The sequence below is a fragment of the Paenibacillus nuruki genome, assembly GCF_001721045.1.
Classification (GTDB): domain Bacteria; phylum Bacillota; class Bacilli; order Paenibacillales; family Paenibacillaceae; genus Saccharibacillus; species Saccharibacillus nuruki.
Genome location: NZ_MDER01000045.1, coordinates 80,200 through 97,725, shown reverse-complemented (window position 1 = coordinate 97,725; position 17,526 = coordinate 80,200). Strand labels below are relative to the sequence as shown.

Genomic DNA, 17,526 nt, shown 5'->3' with positions numbered 1-17,526 from the left:
CTGAATAGAGTTTCACTAGAATAAGACTATACCGTACAGCAGAGGCATTGAATGATGAATGCTATGTGCGTACGAATTTGAAAGATGGGGGCAGATATATGTTCAAAAAGATGATGGTCTTACCTATTACCCTTGTGCTGAGCTTATCCATGTTAGCCGCTTGTGGTAACAGTACAGATACAACAGACAATAGCGCTTCTTCAGGAGGAAGTACAGATGGTGCAGTAACGATCAATATGTTCACTGCTTCTCCAGAGTACACCGATGCATTCAATGCTTATATCGAAGAATACAAAAAAGTAAAACCCAATGTGACGATCAATCTAGAAATTATGCAAGCCGACTATAATACCATTCTCAAATCTCGTATCGCAGCGGGAAGTACACCGGATGTATTCCAGACGACGGCAGGTGGAGATATTGATACGTATGCTGATTACAGTGCAGATTTAACCAACGAACCGCTTGCGGCAGCAATGACTGATGCGGTACGTACCAATATGACATCTACCGATGGTAAAGTGTTGGGCTTACCGGTCAAAGGCAATCTGTTCGCACTGATTTACAACAAAGATTTATTTGCCAAAGCAGGTATTACAGAACCTCCCAAAACGATCGCAGAGATGGATGAAGCGATCAAAAAATTAGAGGCAAAAGGTATTACTCCTTTTGCGAACGCTTACAAAGAATGGTGGGTATGGAAACATATTTTCCAACACTATGTAGATGTAGCGGCACTGGATGCAGGTGTGACTTCCAAAGATTTGGTCAATAAATTTATTGCAGGTGAAACGACGATTAAAGAATACCCTGCATTATACAATAACTTCTTTGCTTTTATTGATACGACCGTTCAGTATGGTACAGATAAGCCACTAGAACGTGATAGCAATGCAGAAGTAAGTGACTTTGCTTCAGGTAAAGCAGCGATAATGACAGGTAAAGGCGCTTGGGATGAAGAAGCGATTATTAAGATCAATCCTGACTTCAAAATGGGTATTATGGGTTACCCTGTTAGTGACAAAGCCGATCAATCGATGATTATTACAGGCGCAGATCAAGCGTTACGTATTAACGCTGACTCTCCTGTAGCCAAAGAAACCATCGAATTCTTCAACTGGTTGTATACGTCAGATTACGGTAAAAACTGGTTTTCTCAAGTCGCCAAAGTAATTCCACCGATCAAAGATGCTCCACTTCCAGACTTGCAAATGCCTAAAGAAATGGAAGAAATCTTAAAAACCGAAAAATCTGGCGATCTATCGGTCAACTATTCGTTAGATACGTTCCACCAGAAATTCGGCGAGATTATGCAAGCGTATATTGGCAAAAGTAAAACCAAAGATCAAGCCGTCGAAGAAATTCAACAAGCTTGGATTCAATTAGGATCGGCTCAGTAATATAAAAGAAAGCATCTTCTTTCTCTGTTATTAACATGCAGAGGAGAAGATGCTTTTTGAATTGAAAATAAGGGACTTTTAATACGTGGAACCAAAAAGATATTTTGTATATATCATCAAGTCCCTTTTTAATACATATTTATACTGCACGTACACGCTTAACGCCTTGACGATACATCAAAATTAACAAGTATGAACCGACAAAAGCACCTGTAATCAACCAGATCGGAATCCGTGGATCAAGCGTATATGCCCATCCTCCGATAATTCCGGCAGGTGAAGTGAAGAGTAGGATTAATACAGATAGCATAGAGAAGATTTTGGCACGCTTTTCATCATCAATAGCATTGGCTACAGCTGTCTCCAAGTAGGGAGAGCTGATCATCATACCGATGGCTGCTAAAATGGTACTGATTCCAATCCAGATTAGATTGTGTACAGGGCCGAATACAAGCATTACATTGGAAACAACAGACAGAGCAAAGCCAGCCATCATTGATTTGTATACAGCACCTTCCGGTATACGCGGAGTCAGTAACCATAAGGTCAGCAACATAATCAATGACGAAATCGCTGGGACGAGTGAAATGATCCCATCGTCAATATGTAGATAATCTGCAAGATAGAGTGAGAGGTAGGTTGTTTTGAGAGTGGTCTGGAAATTGAACAAAATATACACACTGAAAATCAACAATAACCCTTTGCTTTGCAAAATATCATGAATCGCACCGCTATAGTCAACCAGACTTTGCTTGAGTCCCAATTCACGTGTTTCTTTCATTTTGCGATAACCCATCTCTGTCTCACGTGTAGTCACATGGCGACCGATAAATTGAAAGGTCATCAGTACAAAAGCAATCACATACATAATCCGCATTCCAGATACCAATCCATATTCATATACCAGTAGACCGCCTAGAGGAGCGAAGAGACCGCCGATCACGCCAATAATCTGAAGTAATGTGAATATATACGTTCGATCACCTGGCTTCGTATCTTCGACAAGTAAGCAATAAAATGAAGTCGCAGGAACCCGTTGAAACCCATTAATAATTGCAGCAACAAGGAAAAACCAAAAGTTTTGCGATACGGCCCATACAAGAGTAGCTACACTCCAACTAAATATATCAAAGTACAACAGTGCTTTTTTACGTCCCATACGATCTGTTAAATAACCGCTAATAAACGAAGAAAATACTTGAAATATTAGACTGATCGTCGTGATCCAGCCAATATTCGTTTCACTAATTCCCAGTTGATACATATACAATGTCGCATACGTAGCAAACATACTATAAGGAATCAGAAAAAAAGGTTCAAAGGCAAGACAGCCGCGACTGTTGCCTTCCAAGCGTGAAAAAAAAGAACGAGCCATACGATAATCCTCCACCATATCATTTGTTTATTGTATAGAAATGTTTTATAAAGCGCTCTCACCAATAAATATACAGAACAAGTCTGTATGAAACGTTGGGTTCAACAATAAGATCAATCGACTTAATCACCACCACCGCCACCACAACTACTACATGAACTATCACTGCTACACGAACTCCCACCTGAATCAGGACCACTATGGTGATCTGATGAATGATGAGAATTATGATGATTAGAGTTATCGGTGGAAACATAACCTGTACCACAAGAAGAACTAGAACTATACGATTGCAAGGTCTGCACATCTGCTGGCAAATAGGTATTCACAGACGAACAGAAATGCTGTACATCGTTCTGAGAATAATACACCGCCGCACAACCGGATAGTCCTAGACCGTAATTATCACTAGGTGAAGTGTAATTACCGGTATCATAGGTTTGATTTTTGTTTTGCTTATCATACTTAGCAGGTGGTGTTTTTTGCACTGCTTGTTGATTATGATCTCGAAATTGTTTACTCAAATAAAGGATGACCGTTTTGGATTCAGGAACATTATTGAATGTTTGGCGGTTAAACAGACTATGATCAATTCGATACTCATTAAAAGAATACAAATTATTCATCGTTGCCTGTGGCAATGGATAATTGAAAAATCCATTCCATAATTTAGAATTTGCACGAGTCATCGGAAATAATTGTGAATACGTCCAATCAAAAAGCGCACGTTGATCCGGTTGGGATACTGATTGTCCATGCGGAGAATGATGCAACATGTATCCAAAAAATTGCTCACAAAATTGCTGATACTCTCTTGTAAACATCAACATTTCATGCCAGATATCATCGACTTTACTACTGAACATTGGCATTTGCTTGAATAAGGCGCAGATCAGGAAATACCGACGCATCTCGACCCACCGCCAATTCCATTCTTCCTCTGTCATGTCAGGATGTTCTGTGAAGACACGTTGCCTTAATTGATGAGCATAGTCATTAGGTAAAGCTCTTTCGAGTCTAAGAGCTAACGGTACACAAGGATGCCCGGCAGGCACAATCAATGTAGGCGCAGCAACAGCAGACTGGAAAAAGCGTTGATCCGATTGAAGTGTCCATGATCGACCCCAATTTTTGCGAGCGATTCTACGGAACATGATAATAAACAAAACGATAAAGGCTAATAGTAATAAAAGATCAAAGGACATTCACAATCACTCCTGTCTTTTAACATAAGCTGATTTTGAAAAATACGCTTAAAATGGTCACTTATCGTGCTGCAAATTCTTGCTTAATTTGTTGTAACAATTCAGGCTGACTGATTACATCGTATGCCGTTTCTGCCAGAACTTTACCCCCAAATATCATCGCTTCTAAAGCTTCCGGTTGCTGAGCACGATCACGGAATCCAATACTATGCAATTCATGCTTTTCTGTGGTGACTTGAATATAAGGGTGAATAGCAGGGCAATGTGTAGATACATTTCCTAGATCTAGCGAACCTGCATCTTTACCGCTATGAATATCAGAACGTGCAATACCATGGGATACCAGATTATTTGTAAATGCTTCAGATAACGTCGTATTCGTTATTAATTCATCATACGAATATTCATAATTGGATACTTTTAGTGTACATCCTGTTTGTAAAGCGGAACCTTCAGCTACACGTTTTACTTTTTCTACTAATTCATTCGTATACTCCCGACTAGCAGAACGGATATAGAATTGAGCAGAAGCGTAGTCCGGTATAATATTAGCGGCTACACCACCTTGATTAATAATGCCATGAATTCGTGTATCACTACGTGTCTGTTGACGTAATGCATTGATTCCATTGAACAGTTGTAATACACCATCTAACGCATTAATACCATGTTGAGGACTGGCTGCTGCATGAGCAGATTTGCCAAAATACTCAAATTGTAAAGCATCCATAGCTAAAGAAATCCCTGATTCTTCATAGGCATAATAAGGATGTGCCATCATCGCAAAATCACAATCGTCAAATAATCCCGCCGCTGCCATGGGCACTTTAGCACCACGTGTTTCTTCTGCTGGTGTGCCATAGACACGAATCGTGCCACCCAGTTCATCTATTACCGATTTGAGACCTACAGCTGCACTTACACTCATCATACAAATTAAGTGATGTCCACAAGCATGTCCAATTTCAGGTAATGCATCATATTCGCATAACAACGCAACAATAGGACCTGACTTTGGAGCTGTATATGTAGCGATAAATGCAGTCTCTATTCCTAAGATCGGTGCTTCAATTTCAAATCCATGAAATAACAATTCTTCTTTCAGTCTAGCTGAAGCTTTGAACTCTTCATTACCAAGCTCAGGGTTTTGCCCTATATATGTAGAAACAGCTTTGAAGCGCTCGGCATGCTGATCAATTGTTGTACCTATTTGAGTTTTGAGGGTTGATATAACGGACAATTGCATCGTCTCCTTTAGAAGTCATCATATAATGTTTAGACCAAAGTAGTATATCATAAAGTGGAACATAACTGATTATAAAATGATTGAATAATCATACATATTCATTTATAATAACCCGGTTAGACTTTTTAACTAAATTGTTTAAATGGATATGATTGTAGGAACACTTACTTCGATCCGGTAGACGGCATCGTCTGCATTGATAATATGGAAGGGGATAAAAAAATTGAAAGTATGTAAATCGTTATTTGCGCTTTGCTTTAGTGTGTTGATTGTATTTCTAGTAGTTGCTCCTATGGCATCAGCAGCGCAAGATACAGGCAAAAAAATAGTGGTAGGTTTGAGTGCAGACTTTGCACCTTATGAATTTCGTAAAAATATCAATGGTAAAGATGAGATTGTCGGTTCAGATATAGAGATCGCCAAGCGAGTCGCTGCTGATATGGGAGCTGAACTTCAAATTCAAGATATCGCTTTTGACAGTCTATTACCTGCATTAGATAGCGGTCGGATTGATATGATCATCTCGGGCATGACACCAACGGATGAACGTCGTCAAAATGTGGATTTCTCGGATACGTATTATATTTCTCGCCAGGTTATTGTCACTCGTGCAGAAGACACAACTAAATTTAAAACGATGGAAAGTCTTAAAGGGGCTGCGATCGGTGTACAAAGAGGATCTATTCAACAAGATATCGCAAAAGGCATAGAAGGAGCTAAATTATCTCCGGTTGATAAAGTGTCTGATATTATGTTGCAGTTGGAATCCAATCGTGTAGATGCAGCGGTTATGGAAGGCCCTGTAGCGGATGGACAAGTACTGAATCATCCAGATCTTGCGATAACAGATATTCAAATTCCAGATAGTGATACGCCTATGGCAATCGCTGTGCAAAAAGGGAATACGGAATTACTAGGTCAAATTAACAAAACATTAGCCACACTCAAAGCTAACAATGAAGTTGATAAATTTGTAAATGATGCATTCAAATTAAATTCAGGTGAATCAACAGGCGAGACAGCAGAACAAATCAAAGATAAGCCCAAACCTAATATTTTTCAAATTTTCTGGGATTATCGTAATTACTACTGGCAAGGGATTCAATACACATTGTTCTTATCAGCAATGGGTGTATTGTTCGGATTTATTATTGGATTGATTGTATCGTTGTTACGTTTATCCCAAATCTCGGTATTCCGTTGGTTAGCGATGACGTATATTGAAATTTTACGTGGTACACCAATGCTCGTTCAGTTGTTGATTATTCATTATGGTATTGCTCAAGCGTTTAATATTAACTTTACGGTGCTTGAATCTGGTATTATCACATTATCTATTAATAGTTCTGCTTATCTGGCTGAAATTTTCCGTGCTGGTATTCAAGGTGTGGACCGTGGACAGACAGAAGCAGCACGTTCACTGGGTATGTCTTATGGTGCAACGATGCGTCATATTATTATTCCACAAGCGATCAAAAGTGTATTGCCGGCAATCGGTAATGAATTTGTCGTTATTATTAAAGAATCATCGATTGTATCCTTTATCGGAGTAGCAGACTTGATGTTCCAAGCACAGGCTGTACGTAGTATAACGTACTCTGCATTAAGCCCGCTTATTATCGCAGCAGCGATTTACTTTGTAATGACATTTATATTGTCCAAACTACTAGGTATTGTAGAACGGAGGTTGAGTGCAAGTGATCAACGTTAAAGGTCTTAAAAAGTCTTACGGTAAAAATGAAGTGTTAACAGGTATCGATATGGATATCGCTCAAGGTGAAGTGGTTGTTATTATTGGACCAAGTGGATCAGGTAAAAGTACCTTTTTACGTTGTCTCAACTTGTTAGAGCAACCTACAGCAGGTGAGATTCATTTTGAAAATGAATTGATTACAGCACGTAAGCATGATATTGATAATACACGCAAAAAAATGGGCATGGTATTCCAGCACTTTAACCTTTTCCCGCACAAAACGGTGTTGCAGAATCTTACGATTGCACCGATCAAAGTGAAAAAGATGAATACCAATGCAGCTAACAAAATTGCTGAAGATTTGTTACACACCGTAGGATTAGCGGATAAATCAAAAGCGTATCCAAGTCAGTTATCCGGTGGACAAAAGCAACGTATTGCGATTGCGCGTGCACTTGCCATGCAACCTCATGTAATGCTGTTTGATGAACCAACATCGGCACTCGATCCTGAAATGGTTGGAGAGGTGCTAGAGGTCATGCAGAAGCTTGCACATGAAGGTATGACGATGGTGATCGTAACGCACGAGATGAATTTTGCACGTGAAGTAGGCGACCGTATTATCTTTATGGATGCAGGGCAAATTGTAGAGCAAGGTACACCAGAAAAAGTATTCGGTGCACCAAGTCATCCACGTACACAAGACTTTTTAAGCAAAGTATTATAAATCAATCAACCATCACTTACAAATGGGAAAGAAAGAGCTGATTAGCGTATCGGCTCTTTCTTTTTTTATTTAGCATAGGGTGTCAAAGAAACCACCAATCTACATATTATTCATTATTATTTGTTGGAACAATGGTATGAAGATTTCGTGAATATCAGAGATATCGTTGTTATTCTGTTTTGTTGTGATAATTTTAGTATATAATAAGTAAGTATGTTATTATTCATTACGAAAAGTTGTAATATACCAAGCTCGTTATCTCATACTGTTGGAGGGAATAGATATGCCTAATTTGTTTACACCTTATACATTTAAAAATTTAGAACTTAAAAATCGGGTGGTTATGCCTCCGATGTGTCAATATTCTGTAGATACCAAAGATGGTATGCCGAATGATTGGCATAATGTTCATTATATTAGCCGTGCTGTAGGAGGTACGGGTCTTATTATTGTCGAAATGACTGCCGTACATCCAGATGGACGTATTACAGACAACGATACAGGGATCTGGGACGATTCTTTTATTCCGGCTTATCGCAAAATAGTTGATGGTGTACATCAATATGGGGCGAAGATCGGTATTCAATTAGGTCATGCTGGTCGCAAAGCAGAAGATGCGAATCCTCCTGTTGCACCGTCAGCTATTCGTTATGATGGAGAAGGTTACAAAACACCTCATGAGCTTACTACAGCAGAAGTAGAAGAAATGATTGAAGCTTACCGTCAAGGCGCACGTCGTGCAGTAGAAGCTGGTTTTGACACGGTAGAAGTGCATGGAGCTCACGGTTATTTAATTCATCAATTCCATTCCCCACTTGTGAATCAACGTCAAGATGAGTATGGTCAAGACCTTGCTTTATTCGGTGTACGTGTAGTAGAAGCAATTCGTGAAGTCGTTCCAGCAGAGATGGCTGTCATTATGCGTGTATCTGCACGTGAGTATGTAGATGGTGGATACGGTATCGACTATATCACAGATGTATGTCGTCGTTATCAAGAAGCAGGTGTAGATATCATGCATATTTCTTCTGGTGGTGAAGGCCCTGTTGGTTCAGGTGGTATGCAAGTAGGTCCGGGCTATCAAGTAGAATTAGCTTCACATATTAAAAAAGCATTGAATATGCCTGTGATTGCTGTAGGTCTATTGGATGAGTACGACGTTGCAGAAAAAGTAATTGAAAACGATCAAGCAGATCTTGTAGCTGTAGGTCGTGCTATGTTACGTGATCCATACTGGGCGACTCATGCTGCCAAAGAACTGCAATTAGAAGCAGAAGTTCCTGTTCAATACGCACGTGGGTATCATAGATGATTATATTTTAAAATGTATATTTACCAATATGTTACTTTTCAATCTTTTATTTTGGAGACAGAATAAAAAAAGTTTTTAATTGTTTTGAAGATGTCATTTGACTGAAGTATGATATAGTTTGGTCTAAAAATAAAAGTAGCCTATATCCTTTGTCTATCAAGGGATATAGGCTTTTTTTGCGCAAATATAATAGTGATAGCTAGGATAAATTTGAGACGATCAACATACTATTTTCACGACAGATATCAAAAATTTAAAATAACAAAGTGATCCAAAAATGAATCTCTTCCGTTCATCTGTGTAAGGACGACAACAAAAATAAAACAAACACATAAAGGAGTTTTGATGATGAAAATGAAAAAATTGATAGTACCCGTACTTAGCTTGTCTTTGTTAGTTCCTACTACAGGTGCTTTCGCCGCCGATGCAACTTCAGCATCAATGCCAACTGTAAGTACCAAAGCAGCAGACCTTCGTTCGGATCTAGATTATCTGCTATCTGAACATTTTGCACTAGCTGTGGTAGCCATGACTAAAGCTTATGAAAGTGCTCCTGATGCTGCACAAGCGTTAGATGCACTGGATAAAAATGCATTAGATATGCAACCTGCTATCGAATCTTTATACGGTAAAGAAGGAGCAGCAGAGTTCGAACGAATCTTCCGTGCACACAACCAATATACAGACGAACTTGTAAAAGCAACCAAAATGAAAAACGAAGATGCAATCAAAGCAGCAGAAGCGAAAGTACAAGGATTTGTTGATGAATTTGCCAAATTCTTATCTACAGCAACAGGTGGTAAATTACCTGAACAAACCGCTGAAAATGCACTTCGTCTCCATGAAGATCAAGTCCAAGACGTATTTGAAAAATATGTAGCTGGTGATTACACAGGTGCATACACAGAATATCGTGAAGGTCTAGCAACGATGTTTACAGTAAGTAAAGCATTATCGGGTGCGATTGTTACTCAATTCCCGGCTAAATTCGATAACACTTCTGTTGATACACCAGCAGCAGATTTACGTTCAGCATTGAACCATTTGGCAGCAGAACACTTTGCATTATCTGTCTTGCAAATGCAAAAACAATATAACGGTTCACCAGATTCTAATGCACTAATCGCAGCTGAAGCTGGCAACACAGCAGACTTCAAAGCAGCTATTTCTTCAATCTATGGTGCAGAAGGTGCTAATCAATTTGAAAAAATTTGGGTGACTAATCATATTAAAGCACAAAGTGATTATGTCGATGCACTCAAATCCAACAATCAAACCTCTTTACAATCGGTTAAAGATCGTATTACAGACTTCACTAAAGAATTCTCCACATTCTTAGGTACAGCTACAGCGAATAATTTGCCAGCTGATGCTGCATTAGCTGCATTACGTACTCATGAAGATCAAGTTCAATCTGTGATCGATCAATATGCTGCTAAAAACTATGCAGGTGCATATACAGCAGATCGTGAAGGATACAAAACGATGTTCGGAATTGGTAAAGCACTAGGTGGTGCGATTGTTACTCAATATCCAGACAAATTTAAAACAGCAGCAACTACACCTATGCCTACAATGCCAACTACACCAGCACCTACGCCAACAGCTCCAGTGATGACCAATCCTACAACATCTAATGATTCGATGATGATGGTATGGATGAAGCTGAACAGCAAGCAGCTCAAAATTGGTGACAAAACAACAATGATGGATACTGCTCCTGTTGTTAAAAACGGCACTACGTATATCCCACTTCGTTATTTGGGAGAAGGTATCGGTGCGAAAGTAAGCTGGAATAAATCTGCTGGTCAAGTGACTGTAATGGCAGGTAGCGATACCATGAAATTCTGGATTAATAACAAAAAAGTAGATGTTAATGGATCTACTAAAATGCTAAGTGCAAATGCTATGGTCAATAGTGATGGCAGAACATTAGTACCCTTACGTTCGATTACTGAATTATTAGGTTGGGACGTTAAATGGAATAAAGCAGACGGTTCAATCACTTTAACGAAATCGATGTAACACAGCGTTAACTGATACGAGATATCCGGTTATGCCCATAGCCAACCCATCTCTGTGTTGTCAACGCTTATCATAAATAAAAACACTCTTGGTCTTATAGACTGAGAGTGTTTTTTTAATCGTGAATATGTTTAATTTTATATGTAGAGGTAAGAATGTAGGGGTGATATAGACGAAAGTCCCATAATCCCGTAAAATAGGCAGTATAAGGAACCTATTGGTGTTCAGATGCAGTCGTATAGTCAGAATATAGAACGATGAATAGCGGTCAAATTACAAATTATTGAAACGTTAAATATCATGCTTCGTATTATGATCTATCATTGACACGACAATAGTGATCAATTATTAAATTGGAGGTAATTATTTATGTCTATTTTCAAAAGGTTACGTGATTTAACTTTATCCAATGTATTTGCTTTGATTGAGAAAGCAGAAGATCCTATTAAAATGACAGATCAATATATTCGCGATATGTCTGCTGACCTAGAGGATGCGGAGAAAGCTGTTGCCTCACAGATCGCTATCGAAAAACGTTTCAAACAATCGTACGAAGAACAAGAAGCATTGGTTAAAAAACGTGAAGAGCAAGCACATATGGCTGCTCAAGCGCAAAATATCGATCTAGCTCGTCGGGCGTTGGAAGAAAAGAAAAATGCTGAAGCCAAACGTGATGAGTTCAAAGCGAACTATGAGCAAAACAAAGCTTCTGCGGACAATCTTCGTGCCAAGTTAAACGAAATGCGCAAGCAATTGACTGAAATGAAAAATAAACGCGATACTTTGATCGCTCGTTATCAAGCAGCTAAAGCGCAAAAAGAAATCAATCATGCGATGAGCGAATTTAGTTCAGATTCTGCAACATCTGGCTTGAAGCGTATGGAAGAAAAAATGCTACAAATGGAAGCTCAAGCACAAGCAAGTGAAGAAGTGAATGGTCAGAACAAATCACTAGATGATGAATTTGCATCACTTGGTAAAGATAAAGCAGTTGAAGATGAGTTAGCAGCATTGATGAAGCAATACGAGAACAAATCATAATTTTATTCAAATATAAGTTACGCTATTTCTGTAGCTCATTACAAAGCGAAGGTCGGAACGATACAGCTTGTTCTCCTTCGCTTTTTGTATGGATTTTTGATGAATAGTGATGGGTTGATGATGTTGAAAGAAATAAGCAAAAGAGTACAATCTTGAACAGGTTATAAATAATTTTACGACGTTGAATATGTGGAGGATGTCTAGTATGAGTTGGAACATTTTGGGGTCAATTGCAGTATGGACAGCAGTAGGAGCAGTACTTTTATTTCTTTTGATGTATATTGATTCGTTATTTACCAAGTACAAAGATATTACCGAGATCAAAGCAGGCAATAATGCGGTGGCAACTCGTCTGGTGATGAAATTATTTGCGCAAGGATATATTTTATCGGTAGCGATCGGTACATCTTGGAGTCTTGGTGAAGCTGTACTGGTATCTGTAGTATCATTTGTAATCTTACTAGTCTTGGAATTAATTGTACGCTTCTTATTGAAAAAAATGATGGGTCTTGATCTGGACGAAGGTACCAAACAAGGTCACATTGGTTACGGATTATTGGGCGGAGCATTACAAATCGTAGGTGCATTGATTATTTCAGCTTCATTATAAAGATTACGAGAGGACGATTGGCAATGGGATTATGGAAAAGAATTACTAACCTCGTATCTAAACCTGAACCGGCTAAAGTGGAAAAAAGCCCGATGGATTTGAGCGTTGGGGATATTTGCGAAGTGTCATTGGTTACATATGAAGTCAAAGGAAGCGTTCGTAACCGTGCTCGTAATGCTGTAGTACTCACTATACAAGATGGCAATGCAATCGCTTATCTGCATATCGAAGAGCGAGAAACGGTGCGCTATGCGCTGTATTATCCAATTGACGGAGGACTTGAAAATGCAAGCGAAGTACCGAGTCATATTGAAATGGATGATACCGACTATTACTTAGAAGAACAATACGATGGTACAGTAATATCTACAGGCAGAACACCAGCATTACAAAGTGGAGAGCAATCGGTGTGGCAATATCAATCAGATGATCGCAAATTACTTCGTATTGAATGGCAAGCTGGACGTTTTACTTTGTATGAAGGAGAATTCGTACTTAACGGAGACGTCTATGTTATCCGTGCTAGTTAGGAGCGAAGAAGAATGAAACAGCGTGCATCATGGTTGCTCAAAATAGCAATAATGCTTGCCTTATTAACTTCATTATTATCAGGTTGTGGTAATTCGAAGGTTGAAGTCAATTATCCACTCGAATCGGTCAGTAGAGATGGAGATTCCACTTCCTATATATACCGTGCAGCAGGACAGACCGTTCCTGTAGTCGCAGAGCAGTTATCGGATCAACGTACTCCACAAGAGATGAGTGTTCAAGATCCGGAGCGGATGTTTCTTGTCTATGACAATGAATTAATTCAAGTCCAACAAGATCCTGAGAAGCCAGAAGATACGATTATCGAGGTGGACTCAGACAAATATGTAGCTCGAAACTATGATTCTAGCTTTTTACAAGGATATCTTACAGCTAGTATTATCAGTAATTTATTTAATTCTTTTGGTGGCGGATACAATTATGGTGGTAGTTATCGTGGATATACAACCTACAAAACATACAAGCCCACGATACAGTACAAAAAGCCAACCACACAAGATATCAAACAAGCTCCTCCGTTAACAGTGAACAAATCCGGTTCTATTTTCAAGCGTGGCACATCATCTAGCTCGAAGCGTTCGAAAGATAGCGGTAGCATTTTTAATCGGGGATCATCTTCTTCAAACGGATCAAGTGGAACGATCAATCGAGGCAGTCGCTCGGATTCCTCAGGTGGAGGATTCTTCTCGCCTTCGCGAAGCAGTAAACCGAAAAGCAGTTCTGGATCAGGTAAAATACGCAAGCGAAGTCGAAGGTAAACATATAAAAAGATGTGAAGTGAATATAATAGTTGTTGATGCTATTTATACACAAGCTGATTTTTATTGTCATTAGTTCAACCTTAAACCGTATCCTTTTACAGAGGATGCGGTTTTTTTATAACTAAAATAAAGAATATACATACAATAACTAAAAAGGGAGCAATATAGAGCAATTTATCTCTATGGTCATCATAAAACTTGCATGATCTTCTATGTTAGTCTATAAAAGAAAGGAATAGAAAAGAACGAACATATAACAATGAAGTTACAAGAGTCGTAGCATGAGCAATATACAGGAGGCAGTTAATGATGAAAGAATCACAACCATTATCAAGTGAACAGGGCGGTTCTAATCCTGTTGAACATAATCCGGCTAAGTTTAAGCGGAAACCTATTACTCCAGCAACAGCGCAACAAAAAGTAGCTGAATATGTACAGGTTATAGATACAGAAGTGATACCTTTGTATACAGCAGGGGGAAGATTTTTAGCCGAATCGGTACAAGCTCCTCATCCTTATCCTCATTTTCGCCGTTCAGGTATGGATGGTTATGCTGTAATTGCTGATGATATTGCTCCAGCTTCAAGTGACCATATCGTCTGGTTAGAAGTGATCGATAATATTCCTTGTGGGCAGACTCCTTCTGTCCCGATTGTTAAAGGCACCGCAGCTCGTATTATGACGGGAGCGATGGTTCCTGATGAAGCAGATACAGTAGTAATGTTAGAGATGACCGAGACGAGAGAAGAAGATCGACGACAATGGGTAGGTTTGAAACGTTCTGTAGAACAAGGTCGCAATATTACACCGATTGGACTTGAAGTACAAGCAGGCGATATTTTACTAACACAGGGAGTACAGATTGGAGCAGGCGAGATTTCTGTGCTGGCTACTTTTGGTGTCCATCAAGTAGAAGTCTATCGTCGTCCACAAGTGGCCATTTTTTCAACAGGGACTGAATTGTTAGCCGTAGAAGAACCTATTGCACCAGGTAAGATTCGCAATAGTAATTCGTATATGTTAGCAGAGCAAGTCAAAGCAGCAGGCGGTGAGCCTCATGTATTAGGAGCTATTATGGATGATCTGGAACTTGCACGGACAACGATGTTACATGCGTTATCGTCTTATGATATCGTCATCTCTAGTGGGGGTGTATCTGTAGGGGATTATGATGTAATGGGCGATCTGGTACGTAGTGATGAAGTAGAAATGCTATTTAACAAAATATCAATGCGTCCAGGTAGTGTCACCACCGGTGCAGTCAAAGATGGCAAATTACTATTCGCACTATCAGGTAATCCAGGAGCATGTTTTGTGGGTTGTGAATTATTAGTCCGTCCAACGATCCGGAAAATGATGAACTCCAAGCAAGATTATTTGCCAGAATGGACAGCAACACTAGGGCATGATTATCACAAAATCAATAGCTTTACTCGTTATGTACGTGGAAGCATGACTGTAGAAAATGGTAAAATTATTGCTTATCCGGCGAGTCTCGACGAATCCAGTGTGATGGTAACGATCAAAGATAGCGATTGCTTAATTATTATTCCACCTACCAGTGAAGTACTGCCAGCAGGGACGACGGTATCGTTGCTCCGTCTGAGTCGATAATCAATGAAAGACACTCCTATGCCATCTACTATTGATCGTCAACATACGCCTGTCGTTATTCAGATTGTCGGTTACAAAAATTCGGGTAAAACGACATTGATTGGAGCCTTATTACAACACTGGTCTACTCAAGGCAAAAAAGTCGCTGTCATCAAGCATGACGCTCATGAATTCCAGATGGATCATGCAGGTACAGACACCTACGCTCATACTCAAGCAGGAGCAGCAGCGATTGCGATTAGTTCAGCAACACGTACGGCTATCATCGAGCAGCATTCCTCTACATTAGAAGAGTTAATATCGAGATTTGAAGTAGGGTATGATCTGATATTAGTTGAAGGATTTAAGCAAGCAGACTACCCTAAGATCGTGATCGTAGCCGATGAGCAAGGTATTTCTTTGGTTCATGAATTGGTACAGGTCAAATGGGTATACAACCGCTATTCATCATCTATATCTTCAAATTTGAAAGAAATCACTTTTATTGATGCTGAAAAAGATGGTATCATAACCATAATCCATGAATTGGAAAATTATATTGAAGCACAGGGGGAACATCAGAAATGAAAATTACACTTATCGCCGGAAGTAATCGTCCGGATGCATCAACTACTCAATTGAGCCAGTATATTGCCCATCTGCTTCAAGAGCATGGACATGAAGCAGAAGTATTTAATTTGTATGAGCATCAATTGCCATTATACGGACCGGGTGAAGCTTATGGACATGAAGAAGTACAAAAACTTGCCCAAGCAGCCAAATCGGCGGATGCCCTTGTTCTAGCAACACCTGAATATCACGGTTCCATTTCTGGCGTACTCAAAAATGCGCTTGATTTCTTAGGAAGCGATTATTTTAACAATAAAGCTGTTTTATCTGCAAACTCCGCAGGTGGATTGATCGGTACAGCTTCTCTATTACATTTACAGACGATTGTTCGTAATGTACATGGTATTAACTGTCCGGAATGGATTTCCATCGGTGGGTCACAGCGTGAATTCAATGAAAACGGTGAGCCTACAGATGAAGGAACAGAATTGCGTATTCGCAAAGCGGTAGAAAGCTTTATCGATTTAGCTTCTAAATTAAGTAGTTCTTCTGCGTAAGCTAAATGGAGCACGATTGTAAGCTTAGAATAATATACTTATATTCAACTAGAACGATCTGAAAAAAATATAACGTTGTAATCTACTATAGACGTGCAATTCGACCAGCATAACTACCGTTTGAATTACAAAATCCCCTTACCGCTATTAGCGAACTTACTCATTCAAGGTTGAGAAGTTACAGAAGTGTTAAGGGGATTTTGTTATGGAAAGTATATCGAGCAATCCTAGATAACTAGACAAATAACAGTCGTTCTTCTTCTCGGCTATGAAGATTGTTGAGAACAATCAAAGCTTGAAACTGCTGTAAGAGAGCATCGTTTAATTCTTCTGTGGCTAAAGTATCTTTGATATTTTTGAGAATCATCTTCATCAGATCATGATCACGTTTCAATTGAATAATTGCTGTTGCTAACTCTTGCTGCTGAGTCAATTTTTCATCATAAAAGCCTCCGATTTCTTCTTCTGCATCGGCATGACTGATAATTCGTGTTTCCCAATAATCAATTAAATGGTGAGCTGCGTATTTGGCAACAACATGTTCGCCAGCTTGCATAAATTCTTCTAATTCTTCTGTTTTGGTTATCGCTCCAGACAATCCACCTTCATGAATCGAATGATGAGCATGTAGTTGACGTAATGATGGTCCGCTCATAGGTCATGACCCCCTTTAAGATTTTACATAGTATAGCATAGCTTTTTATCCCTTTTTTGAGGATAAGGATATTCCCCTAATAGAAAAGGGAATTCCCTTATATAGCTCTTTAGATTGGTGAATTTGATCGCTTATCTCTATATCCTTTTGGAAAATATGCAGGAGCCACAACGTTTTGCACGTTCACAGAAAGAACAAGGGAGTTCC

General features: G+C 39.3%; 16 protein-coding genes. 12 read left to right on the top strand and 4 right to left on the bottom strand.

Features of this window, described 5'->3' with window-relative positions; translation table 11 throughout:
• Positions 1–98 precede the first annotated feature (98 nt).
• The gene (locus tag PTI45_RS13685) at positions 99–1,400 is read left to right on the top strand and encodes an ABC transporter substrate-binding protein (protein WP_069328155.1); all 1,302 of its coding nucleotides are present in this window, start codon (positions 99–101) and stop codon (positions 1,398–1,400) included.
• 139 nt (positions 1,401–1,539) lie between these two features.
• Here PTI45_RS13685 and PTI45_RS13680 read toward each other — a convergent pair whose 3' ends face one another.
• From PTI45_RS13680 to PTI45_RS13670, 3 genes are all read right to left on the bottom strand, one after another.
• On the bottom strand, positions 1,540–2,775 hold the full coding sequence (locus tag PTI45_RS13680) for an MFS transporter (RefSeq protein ID WP_069328154.1): 1,236 nt from the start codon (positions 2,773–2,775) through the stop codon (positions 1,540–1,542).
• A gap of 122 nt (positions 2,776–2,897) precedes the next feature.
• Complete coding sequence (locus tag PTI45_RS13675) at positions 2,898–3,980, bottom strand: glycine-rich domain-containing protein (RefSeq protein WP_069328153.1); 1,083 nt, start codon at positions 3,978–3,980, stop codon at positions 2,898–2,900.
• Positions 3,981–4,041: 61 nt separating this feature from the next.
• Entirely contained in the window at positions 4,042–5,211 is a 1,170-nt protein-coding gene (locus tag PTI45_RS13670; protein ID WP_245703485.1) for a M20 family metallopeptidase, read from the bottom strand.
• A 238-nt stretch (positions 5,212–5,449) separates the two neighbouring features.
• Between PTI45_RS13670 and PTI45_RS13665 the strand changes: the two genes are divergently transcribed.
• The 11 genes from PTI45_RS13665 (at position 5,450) to PTI45_RS13615 (ending at position 16,664) form a co-directional block, all read left to right on the top strand.
• Positions 5,450–6,937 carry an ABC transporter substrate-binding protein/permease gene (locus PTI45_RS13665; RefSeq protein ID WP_425415580.1) on the top strand — a complete coding sequence of 496 codons (1,488 nt, stop codon included), beginning with the start codon at positions 5,450–5,452 and terminating at the stop codon, positions 6,935–6,937.
• Positions 6,924–7,646: an amino acid ABC transporter ATP-binding protein gene (locus tag PTI45_RS13660; protein WP_069328151.1), complete on the top strand. Its 723-nt coding sequence runs from the start codon at positions 6,924–6,926 to the stop codon at positions 7,644–7,646. Before PTI45_RS13665 ends, PTI45_RS13660 begins: the two co-directional genes overlap by 14 nt.
• A 283-nt stretch (positions 7,647–7,929) precedes the next feature.
• The gene (locus tag PTI45_RS13655) at positions 7,930–8,958 is read left to right on the top strand and encodes an NADH:flavin oxidoreductase/NADH oxidase (RefSeq protein ID WP_069328150.1); all 1,029 of its coding nucleotides are present in this window, start codon (positions 7,930–7,932) and stop codon (positions 8,956–8,958) included.
• A 348-nt stretch (positions 8,959–9,306) separates the two neighbouring features.
• A complete protein-coding gene (locus tag PTI45_RS13650; protein ID WP_069328149.1) occupies positions 9,307–10,983 on the top strand; it encodes a copper amine oxidase N-terminal domain-containing protein in 1,677 nt (558 codons plus the stop codon).
• A gap of 369 nt (positions 10,984–11,352) precedes the next feature.
• Positions 11,353–12,024, top strand: a complete 672-nt coding sequence (locus PTI45_RS13645) for a PspA/IM30 family protein (RefSeq protein WP_069328148.1) — start codon at positions 11,353–11,355, stop codon at positions 12,022–12,024.
• Positions 12,025–12,229: 205 nt separating this feature from the next.
• Positions 12,230–12,634 (top strand): DUF350 domain-containing protein, encoded by a 405-nt coding sequence (locus PTI45_RS13640; protein ID WP_069328147.1) that lies wholly within the window; start codon positions 12,230–12,232, stop codon positions 12,632–12,634.
• A gap of 23 nt (positions 12,635–12,657) precedes the next feature.
• The gene (locus PTI45_RS13635; protein ID WP_069328146.1) at positions 12,658–13,164 is read left to right on the top strand and encodes a DUF4178 domain-containing protein; all 507 of its coding nucleotides are present in this window, start codon (positions 12,658–12,660) and stop codon (positions 13,162–13,164) included.
• A gap of 12 nt (positions 13,165–13,176) precedes the next feature.
• Complete coding sequence (locus PTI45_RS13630; protein WP_069328145.1) at positions 13,177–13,941, top strand: DUF4247 domain-containing protein; 765 nt, start codon at positions 13,177–13,179, stop codon at positions 13,939–13,941.
• Positions 13,942–14,253: 312 nt separating this feature from the next.
• Positions 14,254–15,558: a molybdopterin molybdotransferase MoeA gene (locus PTI45_RS13625; protein WP_083243535.1), complete on the top strand. Its 1,305-nt coding sequence runs from the start codon at positions 14,254–14,256 to the stop codon at positions 15,556–15,558.
• 3 nt (positions 15,559–15,561) lie between these two features.
• Positions 15,562–16,125 carry a molybdopterin-guanine dinucleotide biosynthesis protein B gene (gene mobB, locus PTI45_RS13620; protein ID WP_083243534.1) on the top strand — a complete coding sequence of 188 codons (564 nt, stop codon included), beginning with the start codon at positions 15,562–15,564 and terminating at the stop codon, positions 16,123–16,125.
• Positions 16,122–16,664, top strand: a complete 543-nt coding sequence (locus PTI45_RS13615) for an NADPH-dependent FMN reductase (protein ID WP_069328143.1) — start codon at positions 16,122–16,124, stop codon at positions 16,662–16,664. Before mobB ends, PTI45_RS13615 begins: the two co-directional genes overlap by 4 nt.
• Positions 16,665–16,899: 235 nt before the next feature.
• Here the strand turns inward: PTI45_RS13615 and PTI45_RS13610 are convergent, their stop codons facing one another.
• The gene (locus tag PTI45_RS13610) at positions 16,900–17,319 is read right to left on the bottom strand and encodes a hypothetical protein (protein ID WP_069328142.1); all 420 of its coding nucleotides are present in this window, start codon (positions 17,317–17,319) and stop codon (positions 16,900–16,902) included.
• Positions 17,320–17,526: the final 207 nt, after the last annotated feature.